Origin of the sequence: Lysinibacillus sp. NPDC097231 (assembly GCF_044761885.1) — a bacterium.
In the GTDB taxonomy this organism is placed as follows: Bacteria; Bacillota; Bacilli; order Bacillales_A; family Planococcaceae; genus Lysinibacillus.
This window is the reverse complement of record NZ_JBIWDH010000046.1, coordinates 1-17,695: the sequence shown is the minus strand read 5'-3', so window position 1 is coordinate 17,695 and position 17,695 is coordinate 1. Positions and strand designations below refer to the sequence as shown.

Sequence of the window (17,695 nt, the reverse complement as noted above, 5' to 3'; positions counted from 1 at the left end):
TAATATAAAATTTCCGATAAAATAGAAAATTCTGAAAAAATAAAAGATAATATTTTAAGATAAGGGCAAAAAAATGTATTTGTGGCTGATTTAAGAAAGTTGATATGAAACATTCGGTAATCAAGAGAATCGATCGCACAATCAAGGATACAAACGCCTATTAGCAACTGAATCCAAATAAAAACCCAAACAAGATTTATCTCTTGTTTGGGTCATCCTAATTATTAGTATACTTTATCGCCATTAAAAATAGAGTTTTTCACGATTACATAATCTACATTTCGAATAGCATCTAGCTTATTGCCACCAGCATAGGAAATAGATGATTGAAGGTCTTGCTGCATTTCAATTAGAGTATCTTTGATGCTGCCTCTATGTTCAACATACATCTTTTTACCTTCAACATTTTTGCGTTCACCTTTTTGGAATTCAGATGCTGATCCAAAGTATTCCTTCACAGTTTTACCGTCGAATTCGATTGTTTCGCCAGGAGATTCCTCATGACCTGCAAATAATGATCCAATCATCACCATTGAAGCACCAAAACGAACAGATTTTGCGATATCGCCATGTGTACGAATACCACCATCAGCGATAATTGGCTTCGTAGCAGCCTTTGCACACCAGCGTAATGCCGCTAGCTGCCAACCACCTGTACCAAAACCAGTTTTGATTTTAGTAATACATACTTTACCTGGTCCAATACCAACTTTTGTTGCATCTGCACCAGCGTTTTCAAGTTCACGTACTGCTTCAGGTGTACCAACATTACCAGCAATAACAAAGCTATTTGGCAGATGTTTTTTTATATGTTGGATCATACGAATGACAGCATTGGAATGACCATGGGCAATGTCGATTGTAATAAAATCAGGAACTAAATTCGCAGCTGCTAATTCTTCAATAAATGTGTATTCTTCATCTTTTACACCAACACTAATTGATGCAATTAATCCACGACCTTGCATTTTTTTTATGAAATCGGGACGTGTCTCTGGTTGAAAACGGTGCATGATATAAAAGTAACCGTTTTCAGCAAGCTTCTCAGCAAGACTTTCGTCGATAATTGTTTGCATATTTGCCGGTACAACAGGAAGTTTAAATGTATGTCCACCTAAAGTAACAGAAGTATCACATTCAGAACGACTTTCTACAATACATTTTGCGGGAATTAGTTGAATATCCTCATAATCAAATACGTTATCCATTATATACACTCCTAAAATACGAATATTTTTAAAGAATTTTTTTAAATTGTTCGCCATTTGGTAATTTACATGATTTTTGAGTAAATGTCAAAGCTTTTATCCAAATAAATAAAAAAACAGCAGGAAAAGGCGAGGAAAAAGCGTGGATATACTATTTAGTATGAAAAGAAATAATTGGATTAAAACGCCTTGTTTTAATAAAATCGAACGCTTTTTTGAAAAAATATTCTTATTTAGGAGAGTAAGACATCATTGGAAAAATAGCTTATGTTCGACTCAACTAAAATTTGTAATAGTAATTGTTCCCCATGTACAATAGAGTTGTTACGAAAAAATGACAAAGGAGTGTTGGAAATGGCAGTAGAGGTGTACTTAATTTTTAATGGAAATTGTCGAGAGGCTGTATCGTTTTATGAGAAAGTTTTTGATACGGACAAACCTGAAATTATGACGTTTGGAGATTCTCCGCAAGACCCAAGTTATCAATTACCAGAGGAAGCAAAAGATCTTGTGATGCATACAAGACTTTCTATTTTTAGTAGCACTGTAATGTTTTCGGATACATTTCCAGGCTCACCGTTCACGATTGGAAACAATGTAACATTGGCCGTTGTTTCAGATGATGAGGCTAAACTAAGAAAAGCGTTTGAGCGTCTTAAAGATGGTGGCAAAGTTAGTATGGAGCTGCAAGAAACATTTTGGAGTAAATGTTATGGCTCACTTAGGGATAAATTTGGAATCGAATGGCAATTTAGTCATGAGGAAAATAAATAATACTATCGAAAAGCACGATGATATTTTTGTATCATCGTGCTTTCTTGTTAATATTTAAAACGATTTACATAGCCTTGTAATTCATCGGCCATATCAAGTAGAGCTTTAGCTGAGGAAGCCATATCCTGCATCGAGGATAATGTTTGTTCGGTTGAAGCGGCAACTTCCTCAGATGCTGCTGCATTTAACTTAGCGTGATCTGATAGTTCAATAGCGGTAGCAGAAACTTCTTCGACCACGGCAGACATTTCTTGAGCAGATGCAGAAATGTCCTCCATTTTTGGTGCGATATTTCGTAAGCTATCAATAATACTCTCAAATTTCTTACTCGAATCTTCGGAAAGTCTTAGACCATCTTGAACATCTGTAGATGCTTTCACCATAGTTTGAACAGATTTAGCCGTATCTTGTTGAATCCCCGTAATTAGTGCAGAAATTTGCTCTGCTGAGTGATGAGATTGCTCTGCTAATTTTCGAACTTCATCGGCAACTACTGCAAAGCCTTTTCCATGTTCTCCCGCACGCGCCGCCTCAATAGCAGCATTCAGCGCAAGTAGATTTGTTTGGTCTGAAATAGCGCTAATAATTTCTATAATAGAACCAATTTCTTTTGTTCGATCATAGAGCGATTTAATCATCGTGTCTGATTGACTAACTGATTCATGAATAGAAACCATTTGGTTAACGGTTTGTTGTACGGTTTGACCGCCCTCTTCAGCCAATTTGATAGCATGGCTAGAAAGATCTGAAACCTGCATGGAGCTATCAGCAACTTCAACGACTCCTTTAGCAATTTCCTCAATAGAAATTGCATTTTGGTCAATACCAGTTGTTTGCTTTTCTGTACTCATAGCTACCTGTTGCATAGCCTCGGTAACTTGCTCTGAAGCCGCAATATTTTGCTCTGCGTTGGCAGATAAATCCTGTGCAGACTTTTGAACATGCTCAGCACTTTGATCGACGTTGCGAATAAGTTTTTTTAAGCTAACCTTCATGGAGATAAAAGCTTCCCCAAGCTGTCCAATTTCATCCTTAGAATGGATTTCGATAAACTCCGTTAAATCACCTTCACTAATTTTTAAAGCGCTTTGCTTTAGTCGATTAATTGGATTGACTACGGACCTAATCATGAAGAGCATAAAAATAACGCCCACAATAATCGAAACAACAATGATGATTAAGTTAATATTAAACGTTGAAGCCGCATCTTTCGCCGCTTCTGCTGTAAACATAGTGCCAACAACTTTCCAGCCTGTTAGCGTATTAGTTACAAATTGTAGCTGACGATCTTTCTCGATAATTTTTCCACTATCTTGTTCATAAACTTTTGTAATATAGCTTTCTGTTGCCTCAGAACCACTGTCTTTATCTTGCTGAGCAATATAAATTTTATTGCTATCTAAAAGTGAAGCAAAGCCAGTTTCTCCTATGCGTATATCATTCGTTATGTCACTTAGCGTAGATATATTTAAATCTAATCCTAATACCCCCGAGCCATCTGGTAAAGCTTGTGTAATCGTAATAACGATATCACCTGTAGTTTGGGTAATATATGGTGCTGTTATAGATACTTGTCCATTGCTATTTAAAGCTTGTTCGTACCAGGGTCTTGTACGAGGGTCAAAACCATCTGGATACTCTTGGGCAGGCTCGTCCAATAAGCGGCCATCAGAAGTACCAATATAAACCAGGTCTACTTCTGGATGCATATTTACGTATTCTTGTAGAAGTGATTTAAGTTCTGGAACCTTATCTTCTTGTAAATAAGGTTGATTGAGTTTTTTTGAAAAATATTGCACATCTTTCAACTTTGGTTCAATCGTGTTTGTAATATTTGTATTAAGCGTGCGTAAACTTTCGGCAGCGCTTGCTTGTTGTTCTGCCGATATTTGCTTTTCAGCACTTTGGTAAGAAACAATTCCAATTAACAGTGTTGGGACGAGAAGCATTGCTAAAAACGAAAAAATGAGCTTTTTTCTTAAACTTAGTTGTTTCACTTGTATTATCCTCACAATGATGTATTTGTTCTATACTTTTCCCCATAAGGTAAATAATAGATACCATGCTCATTTTATCAAAAATAAAATAAAAGTTAAGTATTTTGTACTAATTATTTACTGATAATAGATATTACCAACTGATAGTTCGAAAACCCCCTAAGAATGCAATCGTTAGATGACATATAAAGTTAACTTTTGATGTATACTAATGCTCAAAAGAGGAGGGAATGGTTTCATGATTCGTCAAATTGGACAAGTAATGTTATATGTAAATGACCAGGATGCAGCCGTAAAGTTTTGGACCGAGAAAATTGGTTTTGTTGTAGTGGCAGATCAGGAAGAAGCCGGAATGCGTTGGATTGAAATTGCTCCAACTAAAGAGGCTCAAACTACTTTTGTTTTACACAGTAAAGAAATAATTGCTAAAATGCAGCCTGATTTAAATTTAGGGATGCCCTCAATTATGTTCTATGCCGATAATATAGAAAATCTGTATCAAGATTTTCAGGCAAAAGGCGTGAAAGTAGGGGATTTAGTCATGATGCCATTAGGTAGAGTTTTTAATTTCGCTGATCAAGAAGGTAATTATTTCGCTTTGGTAGAAAAATAAGCTATTTTAGTCCTATGAGTAAAAATCTGTTCGTTTGTTTTGTAAGAAAACGAACAGATTTTTGCTTTTTTCAATTATTTGATATCTTTGCCAAAAATCCCTACAGTTTGACGGTCAACAATAAATTCATGTCCATTCCATTTTAGAATGTTTTCCACATCGCCTAATCCATCAGCATGGTATCTGCCTGCGATAGCTTGATAAGCTAACATCTCATATACTCCATCCCGTTCAAAGTCCAATGGATACAATCCGCTGATTGGGTCAACCCATCCTTCAATGGGTTGCTTTAGTGTACCGTCTTGATTATAAATTTCCGCTAAATATTCTTGCCCCTTGTATTGTAAATCAATGATATATTGCTTTTTAGGATTCATACTACGAACGGCTACTTTATATTGATTTTGATAATTGACTGTGTACTTTAGCTTATTATTAAAAGATTCTGCATCGAAAATTGAGCGTATCTTGCCGTTTATTGAGGATAATATCTCACCGTTGATAATACCTCCACTACCGCCAGTATCAGAAATAGCTAAAATATCTTCTAGATGGTTACCAGTAAAATCACCTAAAAATATTGTTGAATTATAGCCAACGCTTTGTTTTAGCATTATTCTTTCGAACTGGTGTGTTTGTCCGTAAAAAATAGTAATTGATAGATTTCTCCACAAAGGACTGTCAGGGGTTTTAGTCCCCATCAAAAGTATTGTTTCAAAAAAACCATCTCCATTAATATCTCCAAATTTCGTCTGAATAACCTGAGGATTCATAGGTGCATTAGAAGTATTATTTAAAAGTGGATTCATATTATTGGTCATACATACACCTCTTTCTTTAGTTTTAGCATATGTTATAGATAGCGCTTGGTGAATAAATTTTTAGAATACATAAGAATATAAAATCCAACAAAACCTACAAAAAAACTTATAATTAACCCATTGACATTTTTAAACGTGAAAAGTATTATAAGTTTCAACGAATCAGAAAATTCAGTTCCAGCTAAAGTCTCGCTACTAAGTAGTTAGAGATTTTTTTATAACATTAATTCTTAGTAAATTTATATGTTTTATATTGATTTGGTTCTTGCTGAAATGCCTTAATTCATCGAATCCATGTAATAACGCGCATCAAGCAGACCAAAGTGCAATCATCAAAGGGATACGCCAATGATGCGTGGTGTAATTGATATATGGGAAGAAGGAGATATTCTTGAAGGATTTATTTATTAAAACCGAGCAACAACAGTATTGGCTAGAACAGTTAGCATCTATTGCTGAACCAATTAAAGCAGAGGCGAGAGAGGTAGATGAGCAATCTCGTTTTCCCTTCGAAGCACATAGATTACTTCTGCAAATTGGCTATCCAAAACTAACTTTACCGAAAGAATATGGTGGTGAAGGTTTATCAGTTTACGATATGGTACTCGTTCAAGAAACCTTAGCGAGCTATGACGAGAATGCTTCACTCTCACTAGGGTGGACATTAGGTGTTGTAGGCGAACTATATGAGAAAAAGCTATGGGCAGACGATTTACTTGGTTCATTTTCTCAGGAAATAAAGAGCGGTGTAATAATAAATAGGGCTGTGAGTGAAGCGGCAACTGGGAGTCCAACTCGTGGAGGGCGGCCAGGAACAAATGCTGTTTCAAAAGAGGAAGGGTGGCTCTTAAACGGACGTAAAATTTTTACGACAGCCTCTCCGGTACTAGATTACTTCTTAACATCAGCGTGGATTGAGGAAAAAAATCAAATTGGTTTCTTTCTTATCCATAAAGATGCTCAAGGGCTTTCAATTGAAGAAAACTGGGAAATGTCTGCAATGCGAGGCACAAGTAGTCATGATCTTGTTTTAAAGGATGTAATAGTCCCTTCGGATCATTTAGTAGAGTTACCAAGTCACCCAAGTGGTGGGAAAATAGATGGTTGGATTCTACATATTCCAGCAACATACTTAGGTATTGCGCAAGCAGCTCGTGATTATGCACTACATTTTGCAAATCATCATCAACCTAATAGCTTAAATGCACCAATTAGTACATTACCAAATGTGCAGCAGCTTCTAGGCGATATTGAATTGAAACTACATCAAGCACGCTTTGTACTATATGGGGTAGCAGAAGCTTACGATGATCCAGCTAGACGTGAGCTTTTAACAAATGAAATGGCAGTTGCTAAGCATACGGTAACAAATTTGGCGATTGAAATCGTCGATAAGGCAATGCGTGTAGTAGGTGCGAAAAGCTTACAATTAACAAATCCATTGCAACGCTATTATCGAAATGTTCGTGCAGGACTTCATAATCCACCGATGGATGATATGACAATTATTAAACTAGCAACAGCAGCAATTGAACAGCAGAGATCGAATGAAAATTAATTTAAAACCATGGAGAATAAGGGGAAATGATATATGTTTAAACAAAAGAAAAAGATTTTTCAATTGGCAGCAATCGGGTTGGCTTCACTTGCTATTTTAGCAGGCTGTAATTCAGGTGAAGAAGCTTCAGGTAAAGATTCAGGGGGTGGAGTGAAAGTACGTACAGTGAAGGTTGCATTTGACCAGGCTTCTAAGCCAATTAGTTACCTAGACGATAATGGAAATCCAACTGGCTACGACGTAGAAGTCATGAAGCTAGTAGATGAACTATTACCTGAATATAAGTTTGAATATGTAGGAACAACGAGTGACGATTTACTGATTGGTGTTGAGCAAGGGAAATATCAAGTAGGGGTAAAAAATGCATTCTTTACGCAGGAACGTACAGAAAAGTTTATTTTCCCTAAAGAATTTTTAGGCTTAAGTAGTGCAGGTTTAGTATTACGTAAAGAAGATGAAGGTGTAAAAACATTAGCGGACTTTGCTAAAAAAGGGTATTCACTGGCACCAATCGCTGCGAATAATGCTCAATACACAATTATTGATGAATACAATAAGGCCAACCCAGACAATAAAGTTAAATTACAGGCTGGAGATGCATTCACTGTCGATGTTGTGCAATGGGTAAATGAAAAGCGTGTTGACGGTGGTGTAATGATTGAAGGTCCATTTAAACAACAAGTTTTAGCAGAAGGTGGCCCATATCATAATTTAAAGGATGACGTAGTTTACAACGAATTTGCCGTTATTAAAACATGGCCGTTGTTCAATAAAAAGGAACAAGAATTTGCAGATGCTTACGATAAAGCTATAGCACAAATTAAAGAGCAAAAGAAAACAAATGAATTAAGCACTAAGTTTTACGGTCGTGATTTATTTGAAGTGTTAGAAACTGTGAATCGCTAATAGGTGGTAGCTTTTCAAAGGAGATTCCTCCTTTGAAAGTGTTAGCAGCTGCTACCAAACAAAAGGCTGTTGAGTCAGTATACTCAGCAGTCTTTATCTTCATTCAGTGGGTGTCCAAACACCCACTGAAATAGAGGAACTCAGTCAAAGAACACCACGCATAATCCGGACGCAATTACGCCAAGGCGAAATTGATTCATACAAAGAGAACTTATAGTCCATATATTTAATAAAAGTTGGTGAGGAAATGGAGAAGTATTTTGATGCATCGTATATTTGGAACGCAATTCCTGCATTATTGCCCTTTTTAAAAGTTACCTTTTTAGTTGCAGGATCTTCCATTGTATTAGGTACGATATTTGGCCTATTATTAGCGGCTGCAAAGTTAAGTTCAATAAAAATGTTACACAAATTAGCAAACCTATATACAACGATTATGCGTTGTACACCATCTATCGTCTTATTATTTCTCGTGTACTATGGTGTGCCAGCGTTTGCGGAAAACTTCGGCATAAATCTCCATTCAATCGAAACAGCCATTTTTGTAGTCGTAACATTCACATTGCAGTTTGCAGCGATTATGTCGGAGGTTATTCGTTCGGCCTATCTAGCTATTCATAAAGGGCAATTTGAAGCGGCTGTTAGTGTGGGATTAACGCCATTTCAAGCATATCGACGTATTATTTTCCCACAGGCTCTCGTTATAGCATTGCCGAACTTTGGAAATGGCATGATTGCTCTATTACAAGAGGGAGCACTTGCTTATACAATTGGCTTAATTGACATTGTCGGAAAGGCAAATTTAATTATCGCAAGTAATATTAATGCACATGCATTAGAAATATATATTGCTTTAGCGATAATTTACTGGGTGCTTTCTATAATTATAGAAAAATTCTTTGCTATTCTAGAAAAATTTTTTGGCAAGGGGAAAAAGACATTAGAAACAACGTAAGGAGGCGTATCCATGAATTATCAATTTTTAGTCGAAACATTTTTTGTTGCATTATCTGGTGTACCTATCGCACTCCTTGTGACAATTGTTGCTATGCTAGTTTCTCTACCACTCGGTTTTTTACTAGCACTAACAAGAATTAATAAAATTCCCGTCATTCATCACCTAGCAAAAATTTATGTATCCTTTGTTCGTGGAACACCTATTATTATTCAAATATTTATTATTTATAGTAGTGTCCCATTAATGCTTAAAATTATTTTTGAAAAATATAATATTTCCTATGATATTTATAAGATCAATCCGATTTGGTATGCATTTATCGTCTTCGCCTTTAGTACGACGGCGATTTTAATTGAGGTATTTCGCTCTGCTTTAAGTACGGTTGAAAAAGGCCAGCTAGAGGCAGCACATGCAGTAGGTTTATCTACATTCCAAGCCTATCGCCGTATTATTATTCCACAAGCTTTAGTAGTGGCTCTGCCAAATATTTGTACAGCTACAGTAAATCTCATCAAAGCGACGTCATTAGGCTATGCAATGTCCTTACCTGAAATCACCTTAAAGGCTAAGGTAGCTGCAAATATTGGCTACAATTACGTAGAGGCGTATATTGATATTTTCATTGTGTACTTAATTTTATGTAGTACTGTTGAATACATCTTTAAACGATATGAAAAACATTTAAGTAAATTCAAAATGGCAAATGCCTAAGGGGTGAACGAGCGTGTTAGACATAAAAAATATCCATAAATCATTTGGTGACAATGAAATTTTAAAGGGTGTCGATTTAGCCATTGATAAGGGAGATGTGGTTGTTATTTTAGGTCCCAGCGGATCCGGAAAAACAACATTATTACGATGCATTAACTTTTTAGAAAAAGCTGATCAAGGACATGCGACATTTGATGATATCCAAGTTGATTTTCAAAATGTAAAGAAGAAGGATGTATATGCTATTCGGCAAAGAGTAGCCTTTGTATTCCAAAACTATAATCTTTTCACCAATAAAACGGCGTTAGAAAATGTTACGGAAGGGCTTATTATAGGACGTAAAGTTCCAAAGGCAGAAGCGATCGCAATTGGAAAAAAAGCGCTTGATAAAGTAGGATTATCTGAAAAATATGATGCCTATCCAAGTCAATTGTCTGGAGGTCAGCAGCAGCGAGTTGGAATTGCGCGAGCTGTGGCGTTGAATCCAGATATTATTTTGTTTGACGAACCAACGTCTGCACTTGATCCAGAGCTAGTAGGAGAAGTACTTACAGTTATGAAAAACATTGCTGCTGAGGGAACAACGATGCTTGTGGTCACACACGAAATGGGCTTCGCCAAAGATGTTGCCAATCGCGTAATTTTCATGGATGGAGGCGTTGTCGTAGAGGAAGGAAGCCCTCACGATATTTTCGTAAGCCCAAAAGAGGAGCGCACAAAGAAATTTTTAAAACGTGTGATCCCAGAAGACTACACGTTCTATATATAAAAAACGGCGGGGACAAAAAATTTTTAGACAAAAGAAAAGCCGAACTATATATGGAATTCTAATTGAAAAATTCTATAATAGCTCGGCTTTTCTATTTATATCGTTTTATCTTCATTTAGCAAATATTTACTGTGCGAAAGCGAAGCGTCAGCCACAAAAGACTCCTACCTCTACTGTTTAGATATAATAGTTTCTCTCTGTTACTTACAGATTTCCCTGTTGCCCATTATTGAAGGAAACGTGTTAATTTATTGATGGAATAAATGTGCAATTCATGCATAGCTCTAGTGCAGGCTGTATAGAAATATTTACGTTCGCTTTCTCTTGAGTAATTAGTAGCAGATGCGTTATAGATAAGAACAGCATCAAATTCGATACCTTTTGCCATATAGGCTGGCAGTAATAATATACCTTTTTTAAATTGCTTGGTATTGTGGTTAATCAGTTGAATATCAATTTGATTGTTTAATTGCTCGTAAACAGTAGAGCATTCTGCTGCAGTTTTACAAATAACAGCAATTGTTTCAAATTTAGCAGATAGATTGTTGATGTTCTGGATAATTTGAGCATTTAATTCTACTTCATTCTGCAAAAGTGTAATCGATGGTTCTGGGCCATCTCGGTTGAATGCCTCTACTTTACTCCCATCTTTTAAAATCTTGGCTGTGAGTTGAATGATTTGCTTTGTCGAACGATAGCTTTTCGTTAAAATCATTTTTTCCGCCTGCTCATCATATAATTGAGGGCTAAGCAGAGAAGGATTATCAAAGGTATGCGGATGAATCGTTTGATGGCCATCCCCTAAAATGGTCATACGTGCTCGTGGGAATAACTGCTGTAATACGATTAATTGGAATGGAGAATAATCCTGTGCTTCGTCAATCAGAACATGACGAATCGTAGTATTTGTCTGCTGTCCTTCAATCTTGTCCTGCAAATATAAAAATGGTGCTGCATCCTCGTAGGCAATCAGACGCTTTGCTAAATTAGGGAGTGTTTGTTGGCAAATATCCTCCCAATTGTCTGGCATAAGGTGCTGTAATTCTTTTTTAATGGGACTATTTAGATCAAACAGTTGGCGATACGTACCTAACATATGAACAAACTTTAACTGATTAACGGAGTTGCGTAATGGTTTAAAGTGTTTTTTTACAATTTGTCTCGCTAACTTTTTCCGTTCTTGATCAAAATCATCGAATGAGTTTTCTGTATAGCGTCCCTCATCTAGCAGTTCTCTGTAAGACTTGGAGTAGTCTTCCTTATCTAATAGCTCAGCCGCTTCTTCTACCCATTCCTTTCTACGTTCAGCCCTTTCAAATGCCACTAGTTGTTGCAATAACCATTCTTTCACTAATAGTAGGCGATTTGGTATTGGCATGGAGGAGGGGAAAGAATAGAAGTATTCGCTAATTGCTTGGGCTGTAATAATTCGTTCTCCACGAAAAACAATATTTTTAAATAACAAACCCTCATAGGATAAATAGCTTACATATTGATCCACCAATTGTTTGTAAGCAAGACTCGCTTTAAAAGAAATGCTATCTAATTTTCTTCGATAATGAGCGTCATCCTTTTCTGTTAAAAGATCTTCTAGTTGTTCATAAGGATATTCCAACTGGAACTGTCGACCTAAACGTTTTTCAGCATACTCTATAAAAGTTAATTGCTGCATATTGTCTTCACCTAAATCAGGTAAGACCGTATGGACATATTGATTAAAAAGTTGATTAGGTGTAATCAGTAAAATTTGATCGGCAGTCATTTCATTGCGATAACGATACAATAGATAGGCTACTCGTTGAAGAGCAACAGCTGTTTTACCACTACCTGCAACACCCTCTACGATAAGATATCGTGAGTGAACATGGCGAATTATTTTATTTTGTTCAGCTTGAATAGTTGCAACGATACTGCGAATATGCTCGTTTGCATTTTGTGCGAGGATATCAAGCAATAAATCATCACCAATTGTTAAACCAGTATTAAACATGGATTGTAGTTGACCATTCTTAATAATAAATTGCCGTTTTAGTAGTATTTCGCCATGAATTTCTTCTGTAGTTGTTTCGTAAGAGGCTTCGCCAGGTGTGTAATCATAATACATACTCGAGATAGGCGCACGCCAGTCATAAATGATTATATTTTCATCCTGCTCATCCAATAATGTGGCAACACCTATATAAATTTTTAAAGGTTCTTTTTGCCCATTTTGTAAAAAGTCAATCCGAGCAAAATAGGGTGACTGCTGTAAACGTTCATAAACCTTCACATTTCGAATTGTACGCTGTTCTGCAAGCTCTGAGTCAGACAGGAGCTCTACTTGTTGCTTAATCGCAAAAAAGGTTTCGTCAAAATCCTCAGCAGTATCTAAATTTACTCTGACATCGTCCCAAAATGTTTTCTTTAATGCTACAGCATTTTTTCTGAAATTCTTCCTTTTTAGTATTAATTCCTCTTTTTTGTGACCAACTGTGTTTAAACAATGCTCAAGATACTTTTTTTCCTCTGTCCATTCATATTGTTTTTCCAACGTTACTCACATTCCTCTCCATAATAGTTTGTATGGCTTATGAATCGAGAAATTTATCATACTGCTTGTGCCGAAAGAAGTATAGTCTAGTAATTTTTGTAAATTTATGATATAATAAAAATACAAAGAAAATGGGTATTGAGCTAAGGCTGTTCCAAAAAATTGGAGCAGCCTTATTTAAATATTTTTCTATTTCTTTTAATATTATAAGTGTTGAAGTCTTATTCCTTCATTCTGTAAAACCTGTAACTTTTTTATGCATCGTCATCATATAAATTCATTGTGAACGGAAAACACATTGAAATTAAAACGACAGGTTCAATTCCTGTCGCCCTCACAATACGCAATGATAATTTATTATAATAATCTGCTATACTAAAATTAGTACAAATATAACAAAAAATGAACTCCCCTATCAAAAGTGAGAGTTCATTTTTCATTGTTATAGCTTTTTTATTTTGTATAGTTATCAAAATAACCTTGGATATAAATCATTGGCGTTCCTTTGTCACCTGAACCTGAAGTTAAGTCAGATAGAGAACCGATTAGATCTGTTAAACGACGAGGTGTTGTTCCTTGAGCAGCCATTTGACCAGTTAAATCTTCATCTTTATTTTGGATATACTCAGAAATTGCTGCTTTTAATTCATCACCACGAAGATCTGCAAAATCATTGTCTGCTAGGTATTTTAGCTTTACTTCGTTTGGCGTTCCGTCTAATCCAGCAGTGAATGCTGGTGAAACAACGGGGTCAGCTAGCTCCCAAATTTTACCCACAGGATCTTTAAATGCACCATCACCATAAATCATGACTTCAACTGTTTTACCAGTAGCTTCTTTGATTTTTGCTTGGATACCGTCAACAATTGGCTGGCAAGTATGCGGGAATAATTTTACGCTATCTTCAGTTGCTTTGTTTGAACCAAGTAAACCATACTCCGCATTGAAGCCTGAACCGTTAATAGATGTTGATAAAATATTATCAAGACTGTATACTTTTGTAGCCCCATTTGCCATTAAAATACGTTTTGTACGTTGACGTGTGTGAATGTCACAAGTTAAGACACTCTTCGTATAGTCCAAAATTGTTTTTGAGTTATTTGAAAAGATAACTTCACAAGTAGCGCCTTCAGCTTCGATTAATTCTTTATAGTATTCAATATAATCTACACCTGTAAATGTGTGTTTTTTATAACCGAAGTGCTCGCGGAATTCAGCTTCAGTTAAAGTATCCGTCCAAGGGTTAATACCTTTGACATCTAGCTCGTCAATATCAACTAGGTGATTCCCAACCTCATCAGATGGATAACTTAACATTAAAACAACTTTCTTCACGCCTTTAGCAATACCGCGTAAGCAGTTTGCGAAACGGTTACGACTTAGAATTGGGAAAATAACACCTACAGTGTCGTCACCAAATTTAGCAGCTACGTCCGCTGCGATGTCGTCAATTGATGCATAGTTACCTTGTGCACGTGCTACGACAGATTCTGTTACTGTGATAATGTCACGATCCTCAATTGAATAGCCTTCAATCTGTGAAGCATTTAATACCGTATCTACCACGATTTGTTCAATATTATCGCCTTCGTTAATAATTGGACCACGAAGACCTCTTACAACTGTACCAACTACACGTTCCAAAATAATCTCTCCTCGTTAATTATGTAAATGTTCTATGTGAATAAAAATTAATATGATTTTACTATACGCCCCTTTAATGATATAAGTAAAATTAATAGTTCATATAATAGCTATAAGGAGTGTTTATATGATAGGGAAATTAGATTTATATCGTGTTTTTAGTGTTGTTGCTAAAAATAATAGCTTTTCGAAAGCTGCTAAGGATTTATATATGACTCAACCAGCTGTCAGTCAAGCGATGATGCAATTAGAAAAAGAGCTTGGTACACGCCTTTTTAATCGGACACCTAAGGGGGTTACGCTAACAACTGAAGGTAGCCTTCTTCATGAATATACGAATTCAGCATTAGGTCTTTTAGATGCCGGTGAGGAAAAGCTATTGGAATTTAAAAATTTAACAACAGGTCAGTTGAAAATTGGGGTAGGGGACACTATTTCTCGATTCTTTTTAATGCCGTATCTCGAGGCCTTTCATACGATGTATCCAAATATAAAGTTACAAATGTTAAATGGAACAACTTTGGAAATTTGTAACTTTATTAAATCTGGTGAGGTAGATATAGGGCTTTGTAATTTTCCGTTAGAAGACCAGACATTACAGTTAACAGTGTGTACAGAGGTTCAAGATATTTTTGTTTGTGGAGAGAAATATAAAACGCTGACGTCGAAAAGTTTAAGCTTAAAGGATCTTTTAAAGTTCCCACTTGTTTTTTTAGAGAAAAAATCAAATTCAAGAAAGTATGTCGAAGATTATTTATTTGCAAGAGGAATCCACATTGAACCTGAATTCGAGCTTGGTTCACATGATCTTGTGCTGGAATTTGCACGTAGCAATTTAGGGATTGCTTGTGTGACAAAAGAGTTTTCTATGGATTATTTGCAGCGGGGACTTCTATATGAGCTTACTTTAACAGAAAATATACCAACACGTAGTATTGGTATGTGTTATTTGAAAAGTGTGCCTCTTTCCCGGGCAGCTACTAAATTTGTAGAAATTATTGAGCAGAAGCAGGAACATAAACGTCTAAATCCAAGAATTAAGTGAGCTTATTGCAGCGAGTGTCTAAACATCCGCTGCACAATTATGCTGAGGCATAATTGATTAGTGCCTCTATAAGTATGTCGACATTGCGTTTATTTTTCATGGTAGGCGAGTACAAGTAAGAAAATGTTCGTATAAAATGCTGTTCTTCGAGAGGTAAAATTTTTATATCGCCATTTTTTATTTCACGTTCAATGACACTAGCTGAAAGCAATGATAATCCAAGCCCTTGGATAACACTTTCTTTTACACCTTGATTGCTACTAATGGTAAGAAGGGAACGTACTTGGAGTCCGTTTGCTCTAAATAAATGATCTAAGTAATAGCGTGTGCCAGAGCCCTCTTCGCGTGCAACCCAGTTTTGCTGTTGCAAGTTCTCAACTGTAATAGTAGGGTTCTTCGCAAGAGGGTGGTTACTTGCACTGACAATAAATAACTCATCCTGCATAAAGGGCTTAATGATAAGTTCATTGTCGTGTGCTTGTCCTTCAATAAGGCCAATATCGACCTGTAACAATTTTGTATATTGAATGATTTCTTTCGTATTGCCAATAATAACTTGAAGCTCAAGCTGAGGAAATTGCTGTTGTAGTTTCGCTATTATAGGCGGCAATATATATTCGCCAATTGTAAAACTGGCACCAATAACAAGCGTGCCTTGGATTTCATGATGATAGGTTAAAATGTCTTCCCTTGCTGCTTCTGCAATGGCCATCATTTGCTTCGCTCGTTTATATAGAATTTCTCCTGTTGGTGTAATTTGAACTGATTTTGGTGAACGAATAAATAGGGTTGTTTGAAATTCTTGTTCTAAGTTTTTAATGTGTAAGCTTACACTTGGCTGTGAAATATGGAGTATTTCAGATGCTTTCGTAAAATTATTGACCTCCACTAATGTGATGAATGTTTTTAAAGCATCATATTGCATATCTTCACTCCTATTATTAGAAATATTAATGATAACAATTATATATATGTATTTTACTAATGATTGACTTTTTAATAAAGTAATAATCATCAAGGGTGAAAGAAGTGAACAACATGGTAAATGGACAGCTGAGGTTAAAAAGTTTCCTGACACCAGTGTTTATGAAGGGGATATTGTTGACACTTGTTATTGCCTTAGTGGCAAAGTATATTTCAACATTTCCATTCTTCTCCATATTGGGTCAACTTGTCATAGCAATTATATTAGGTATGGCGTGGAGAGCAGCCTTTAAGGTGCAAGATTCATGGCAAGTAGGTATATCATTTTCAAGTAAAAAGCTATTGCGATTAGGCATTATTTTTTTGGGAATGCGTTTGAATTTAGCAGATATTTATCATGCTGGAGCGAGTGTCTTTCTTATTGCATTCATTAATCTATTATTTGCTTTAGTGGTAGTTTATTGGTTAACGAAGGTATTTCATGTTGAAAAGAAACTCGGCATTCTAACAGCTTGTGGTACAGCCATTTGTGGAGCAGCTGCGGTTGTGGCAATTGCTCCTCAAATAAAAGCAAATGAAAAAGAAACAGCAGTAGGTGCAGCGATTGTTGCATTATTAGGAACAGTATTCACATTAGTCTATACACTGTTATATTCATTATTTGGCTTAACACCAACGGAATACGGAATTTTTGCCGGAGGTACTTTACATGAAATTGCCCATGTTATTGCAGCAGCTTCAGCGGGTGGAAATGAAGCCATTGATATGGCGGTTATTGTTAAGTTAACACGTGTGGCATTACTTGTACCAGTAGCAATTGTCATCGGTATTTTATATCGGAGAATTGATAAAGGGCAGGAAAAGGGAGCATTTTCACTATCGATAATCCCATGGTTTATTCTTGGATTTTTAGCAATGAGTGCTATTAATTCATTAGGCATTATACCGGCTAATGTAGCGCAGGCATTTGTAAATGTTGCCTATATTTTAATTGGCATGGCGATGGCTGGACTAGGTTTAAATGTAGAGATAAAAACCTTTAAACAGCTAGGCGTAAAAGCGTTTATCGCAGGGCTAATCGGTTCGGTTTGTTTATCGATAGTAGGATACATTTTAGTTGTTTTCTTGCATTAAAGTAGTTTAAAGAGGCTGGGACAAAACTAGCTGATATTCAAGAAAAAAGGGAAATCGATGTTATTCGATTTCCCTTTTTTCTTGTTTGACCCTATTTCTCGGT

Annotated in this window: 15 protein-coding genes; 9 read left to right on the top strand and 6 right to left on the bottom strand. The window is 36.1% G+C overall.

Features of this window, described 5'->3' with window-relative positions:
* Positions 1 to 224: 224 nt before the first annotated feature.
* Entirely contained in the window at positions 225 to 1,208 is a 984-nt protein-coding gene (guaC, locus tag ACIQXF_RS20775) for a GMP reductase (protein ID WP_402787012.1), read from the bottom strand.
* A 354-nt stretch (positions 1,209 to 1,562) separates the two neighbouring features.
* Between guaC and ACIQXF_RS20770 the strand changes: the two genes are divergently transcribed.
* Entirely contained in the window at positions 1,563 to 1,982 is a 420-nt protein-coding gene (locus ACIQXF_RS20770; RefSeq protein ID WP_402787009.1) for a VOC family protein, read from the top strand.
* Positions 1,983 to 2,029: 47 nt separating this feature from the next.
* On the opposite strand, the gene ACIQXF_RS20765 is transcribed toward ACIQXF_RS20770, so the two are convergent.
* Positions 2,030 to 3,979, bottom strand: a complete 1,950-nt coding sequence (locus tag ACIQXF_RS20765) for a methyl-accepting chemotaxis protein (RefSeq protein ID WP_402787006.1) — start codon at positions 3,977 to 3,979, stop codon at positions 2,030 to 2,032.
* Between the two features lie 238 nt (positions 3,980 to 4,217).
* On the opposite strand from ACIQXF_RS20765, the gene ACIQXF_RS20760 reads away from it, so the two are divergent.
* The gene (locus tag ACIQXF_RS20760; RefSeq protein ID WP_402787003.1) at positions 4,218 to 4,592 is read left to right on the top strand and encodes a VOC family protein; all 375 of its coding nucleotides are present in this window, start codon (positions 4,218 to 4,220) and stop codon (positions 4,590 to 4,592) included.
* A 74-nt stretch (positions 4,593 to 4,666) separates the two neighbouring features.
* On the opposite strand, the gene ACIQXF_RS20755 is transcribed toward ACIQXF_RS20760, so the two are convergent.
* Positions 4,667 to 5,413: a hypothetical protein gene (locus ACIQXF_RS20755; protein ID WP_402787000.1), complete on the bottom strand. Its 747-nt coding sequence runs from the start codon at positions 5,411 to 5,413 to the stop codon at positions 4,667 to 4,669.
* 391 nt (positions 5,414 to 5,804) lie between these two features.
* Between ACIQXF_RS20755 and ACIQXF_RS20750 the strand changes: the two genes are divergently transcribed.
* The 5 genes from ACIQXF_RS20750 (at position 5,805) to ACIQXF_RS20730 (ending at position 10,315) form a co-directional block, all read left to right on the top strand.
* A complete protein-coding gene (locus ACIQXF_RS20750) occupies positions 5,805 to 6,971 on the top strand; it encodes an acyl-CoA dehydrogenase family protein (RefSeq protein WP_402786997.1) in 1,167 nt (388 codons plus the stop codon).
* Positions 6,972 to 7,004: 33 nt separating this feature from the next.
* Positions 7,005 to 7,877, top strand: coding sequence for a transporter substrate-binding domain-containing protein (locus tag ACIQXF_RS20745; protein ID WP_402786994.1), 873 nt, complete (start codon positions 7,005 to 7,007; stop codon positions 7,875 to 7,877).
* A gap of 247 nt (positions 7,878 to 8,124) precedes the next feature.
* Complete coding sequence (locus ACIQXF_RS20740) at positions 8,125 to 8,832, top strand: amino acid ABC transporter permease (protein WP_402786991.1); 708 nt, start codon at positions 8,125 to 8,127, stop codon at positions 8,830 to 8,832.
* Positions 8,833 to 8,844: 12 nt separating this feature from the next.
* Positions 8,845 to 9,546 carry an amino acid ABC transporter permease gene (locus ACIQXF_RS20735; RefSeq protein ID WP_402786988.1) on the top strand — a complete coding sequence of 234 codons (702 nt, stop codon included), beginning with the start codon at positions 8,845 to 8,847 and terminating at the stop codon, positions 9,544 to 9,546.
* 13 nt (positions 9,547 to 9,559) lie between these two features.
* Complete coding sequence (locus tag ACIQXF_RS20730) at positions 9,560 to 10,315, top strand: amino acid ABC transporter ATP-binding protein (protein WP_402786985.1); 756 nt, start codon at positions 9,560 to 9,562, stop codon at positions 10,313 to 10,315.
* Between the two features lie 226 nt (positions 10,316 to 10,541).
* Here the strand turns inward: ACIQXF_RS20730 and helD are convergent, their stop codons facing one another.
* Together helD and ACIQXF_RS20720 are read right to left on the bottom strand one after the other, a co-directional pair.
* On the bottom strand, positions 10,542 to 12,845 hold the full coding sequence (gene helD, locus ACIQXF_RS20725; RefSeq protein WP_402786982.1) for an RNA polymerase recycling motor HelD: 2,304 nt from the start codon (positions 12,843 to 12,845) through the stop codon (positions 10,542 to 10,544).
* Positions 12,846 to 13,298: 453 nt separating this feature from the next.
* The gene (locus ACIQXF_RS20720) at positions 13,299 to 14,489 is read right to left on the bottom strand and encodes a coenzyme F420-0:L-glutamate ligase (RefSeq protein ID WP_402786980.1); all 1,191 of its coding nucleotides are present in this window, start codon (positions 14,487 to 14,489) and stop codon (positions 13,299 to 13,301) included.
* Positions 14,490 to 14,616: 127 nt separating this feature from the next.
* Between ACIQXF_RS20720 and ACIQXF_RS20715 the strand changes: the two genes are divergently transcribed.
* Positions 14,617 to 15,534, top strand: a complete 918-nt coding sequence (locus tag ACIQXF_RS20715; protein WP_402786977.1) for a LysR family transcriptional regulator — start codon at positions 14,617 to 14,619, stop codon at positions 15,532 to 15,534.
* A gap of 37 nt (positions 15,535 to 15,571) precedes the next feature.
* Here the strand turns inward: ACIQXF_RS20715 and ACIQXF_RS20710 are convergent, their stop codons facing one another.
* Complete coding sequence (locus ACIQXF_RS20710; protein ID WP_402786974.1) at positions 15,572 to 16,459, bottom strand: LysR family transcriptional regulator; 888 nt, start codon at positions 16,457 to 16,459, stop codon at positions 15,572 to 15,574.
* Positions 16,460 to 16,572: 113 nt separating this feature from the next.
* On the opposite strand from ACIQXF_RS20710, the gene ACIQXF_RS20705 reads away from it, so the two are divergent.
* Positions 16,573 to 17,592 carry a YeiH family protein gene (locus tag ACIQXF_RS20705; RefSeq protein WP_402787048.1) on the top strand — a complete coding sequence of 340 codons (1,020 nt, stop codon included), beginning with the start codon at positions 16,573 to 16,575 and terminating at the stop codon, positions 17,590 to 17,592.
* Positions 17,593 to 17,695: the final 103 nt, after the last annotated feature.

What these genes read in the sequence shown, in the direction of transcription:
- guaC (WP_402787012.1), bottom strand. Translation starts at nt 1,208, where the DNA reads ATGGATAACGTATTTGATTATGAGGATATTCAACTAATTCCCGCAAAA.
- ACIQXF_RS20770 (WP_402787009.1), top strand. Translation starts at nt 1,563, where the DNA reads ATGGCAGTAGAGGTGTACTTAATTTTTAATGGAAATTGTCGAGAGGCT.
- ACIQXF_RS20760 (WP_402787003.1), top strand. Translation starts at nt 4,218, where the DNA reads ATGATTCGTCAAATTGGACAAGTAATGTTATATGTAAATGACCAGGAT.
- ACIQXF_RS20755 (WP_402787000.1), bottom strand. Translation starts at nt 5,413, where the DNA reads ATGACCAATAATATGAATCCACTTTTAAATAATACTTCTAATGCACCT.
- ACIQXF_RS20745 (WP_402786994.1), top strand. Translation starts at nt 7,005, where the DNA reads ATGTTTAAACAAAAGAAAAAGATTTTTCAATTGGCAGCAATCGGGTTG.
- ACIQXF_RS20740 (WP_402786991.1), top strand. Translation starts at nt 8,125, where the DNA reads ATGGAGAAGTATTTTGATGCATCGTATATTTGGAACGCAATTCCTGCA.
- ACIQXF_RS20735 (WP_402786988.1), top strand. Translation starts at nt 8,845, where the DNA reads ATGAATTATCAATTTTTAGTCGAAACATTTTTTGTTGCATTATCTGGT.
- ACIQXF_RS20715 (WP_402786977.1), top strand. Translation starts at nt 14,617, where the DNA reads ATGATAGGGAAATTAGATTTATATCGTGTTTTTAGTGTTGTTGCTAAA.
- ACIQXF_RS20710 (WP_402786974.1), bottom strand. Translation starts at nt 16,459, where the DNA reads ATGCAATATGATGCTTTAAAAACATTCATCACATTAGTGGAGGTCAAT.
- ACIQXF_RS20705 (WP_402787048.1), top strand. Translation starts at nt 16,573, where the DNA reads ATGGTAAATGGACAGCTGAGGTTAAAAAGTTTCCTGACACCAGTGTTT.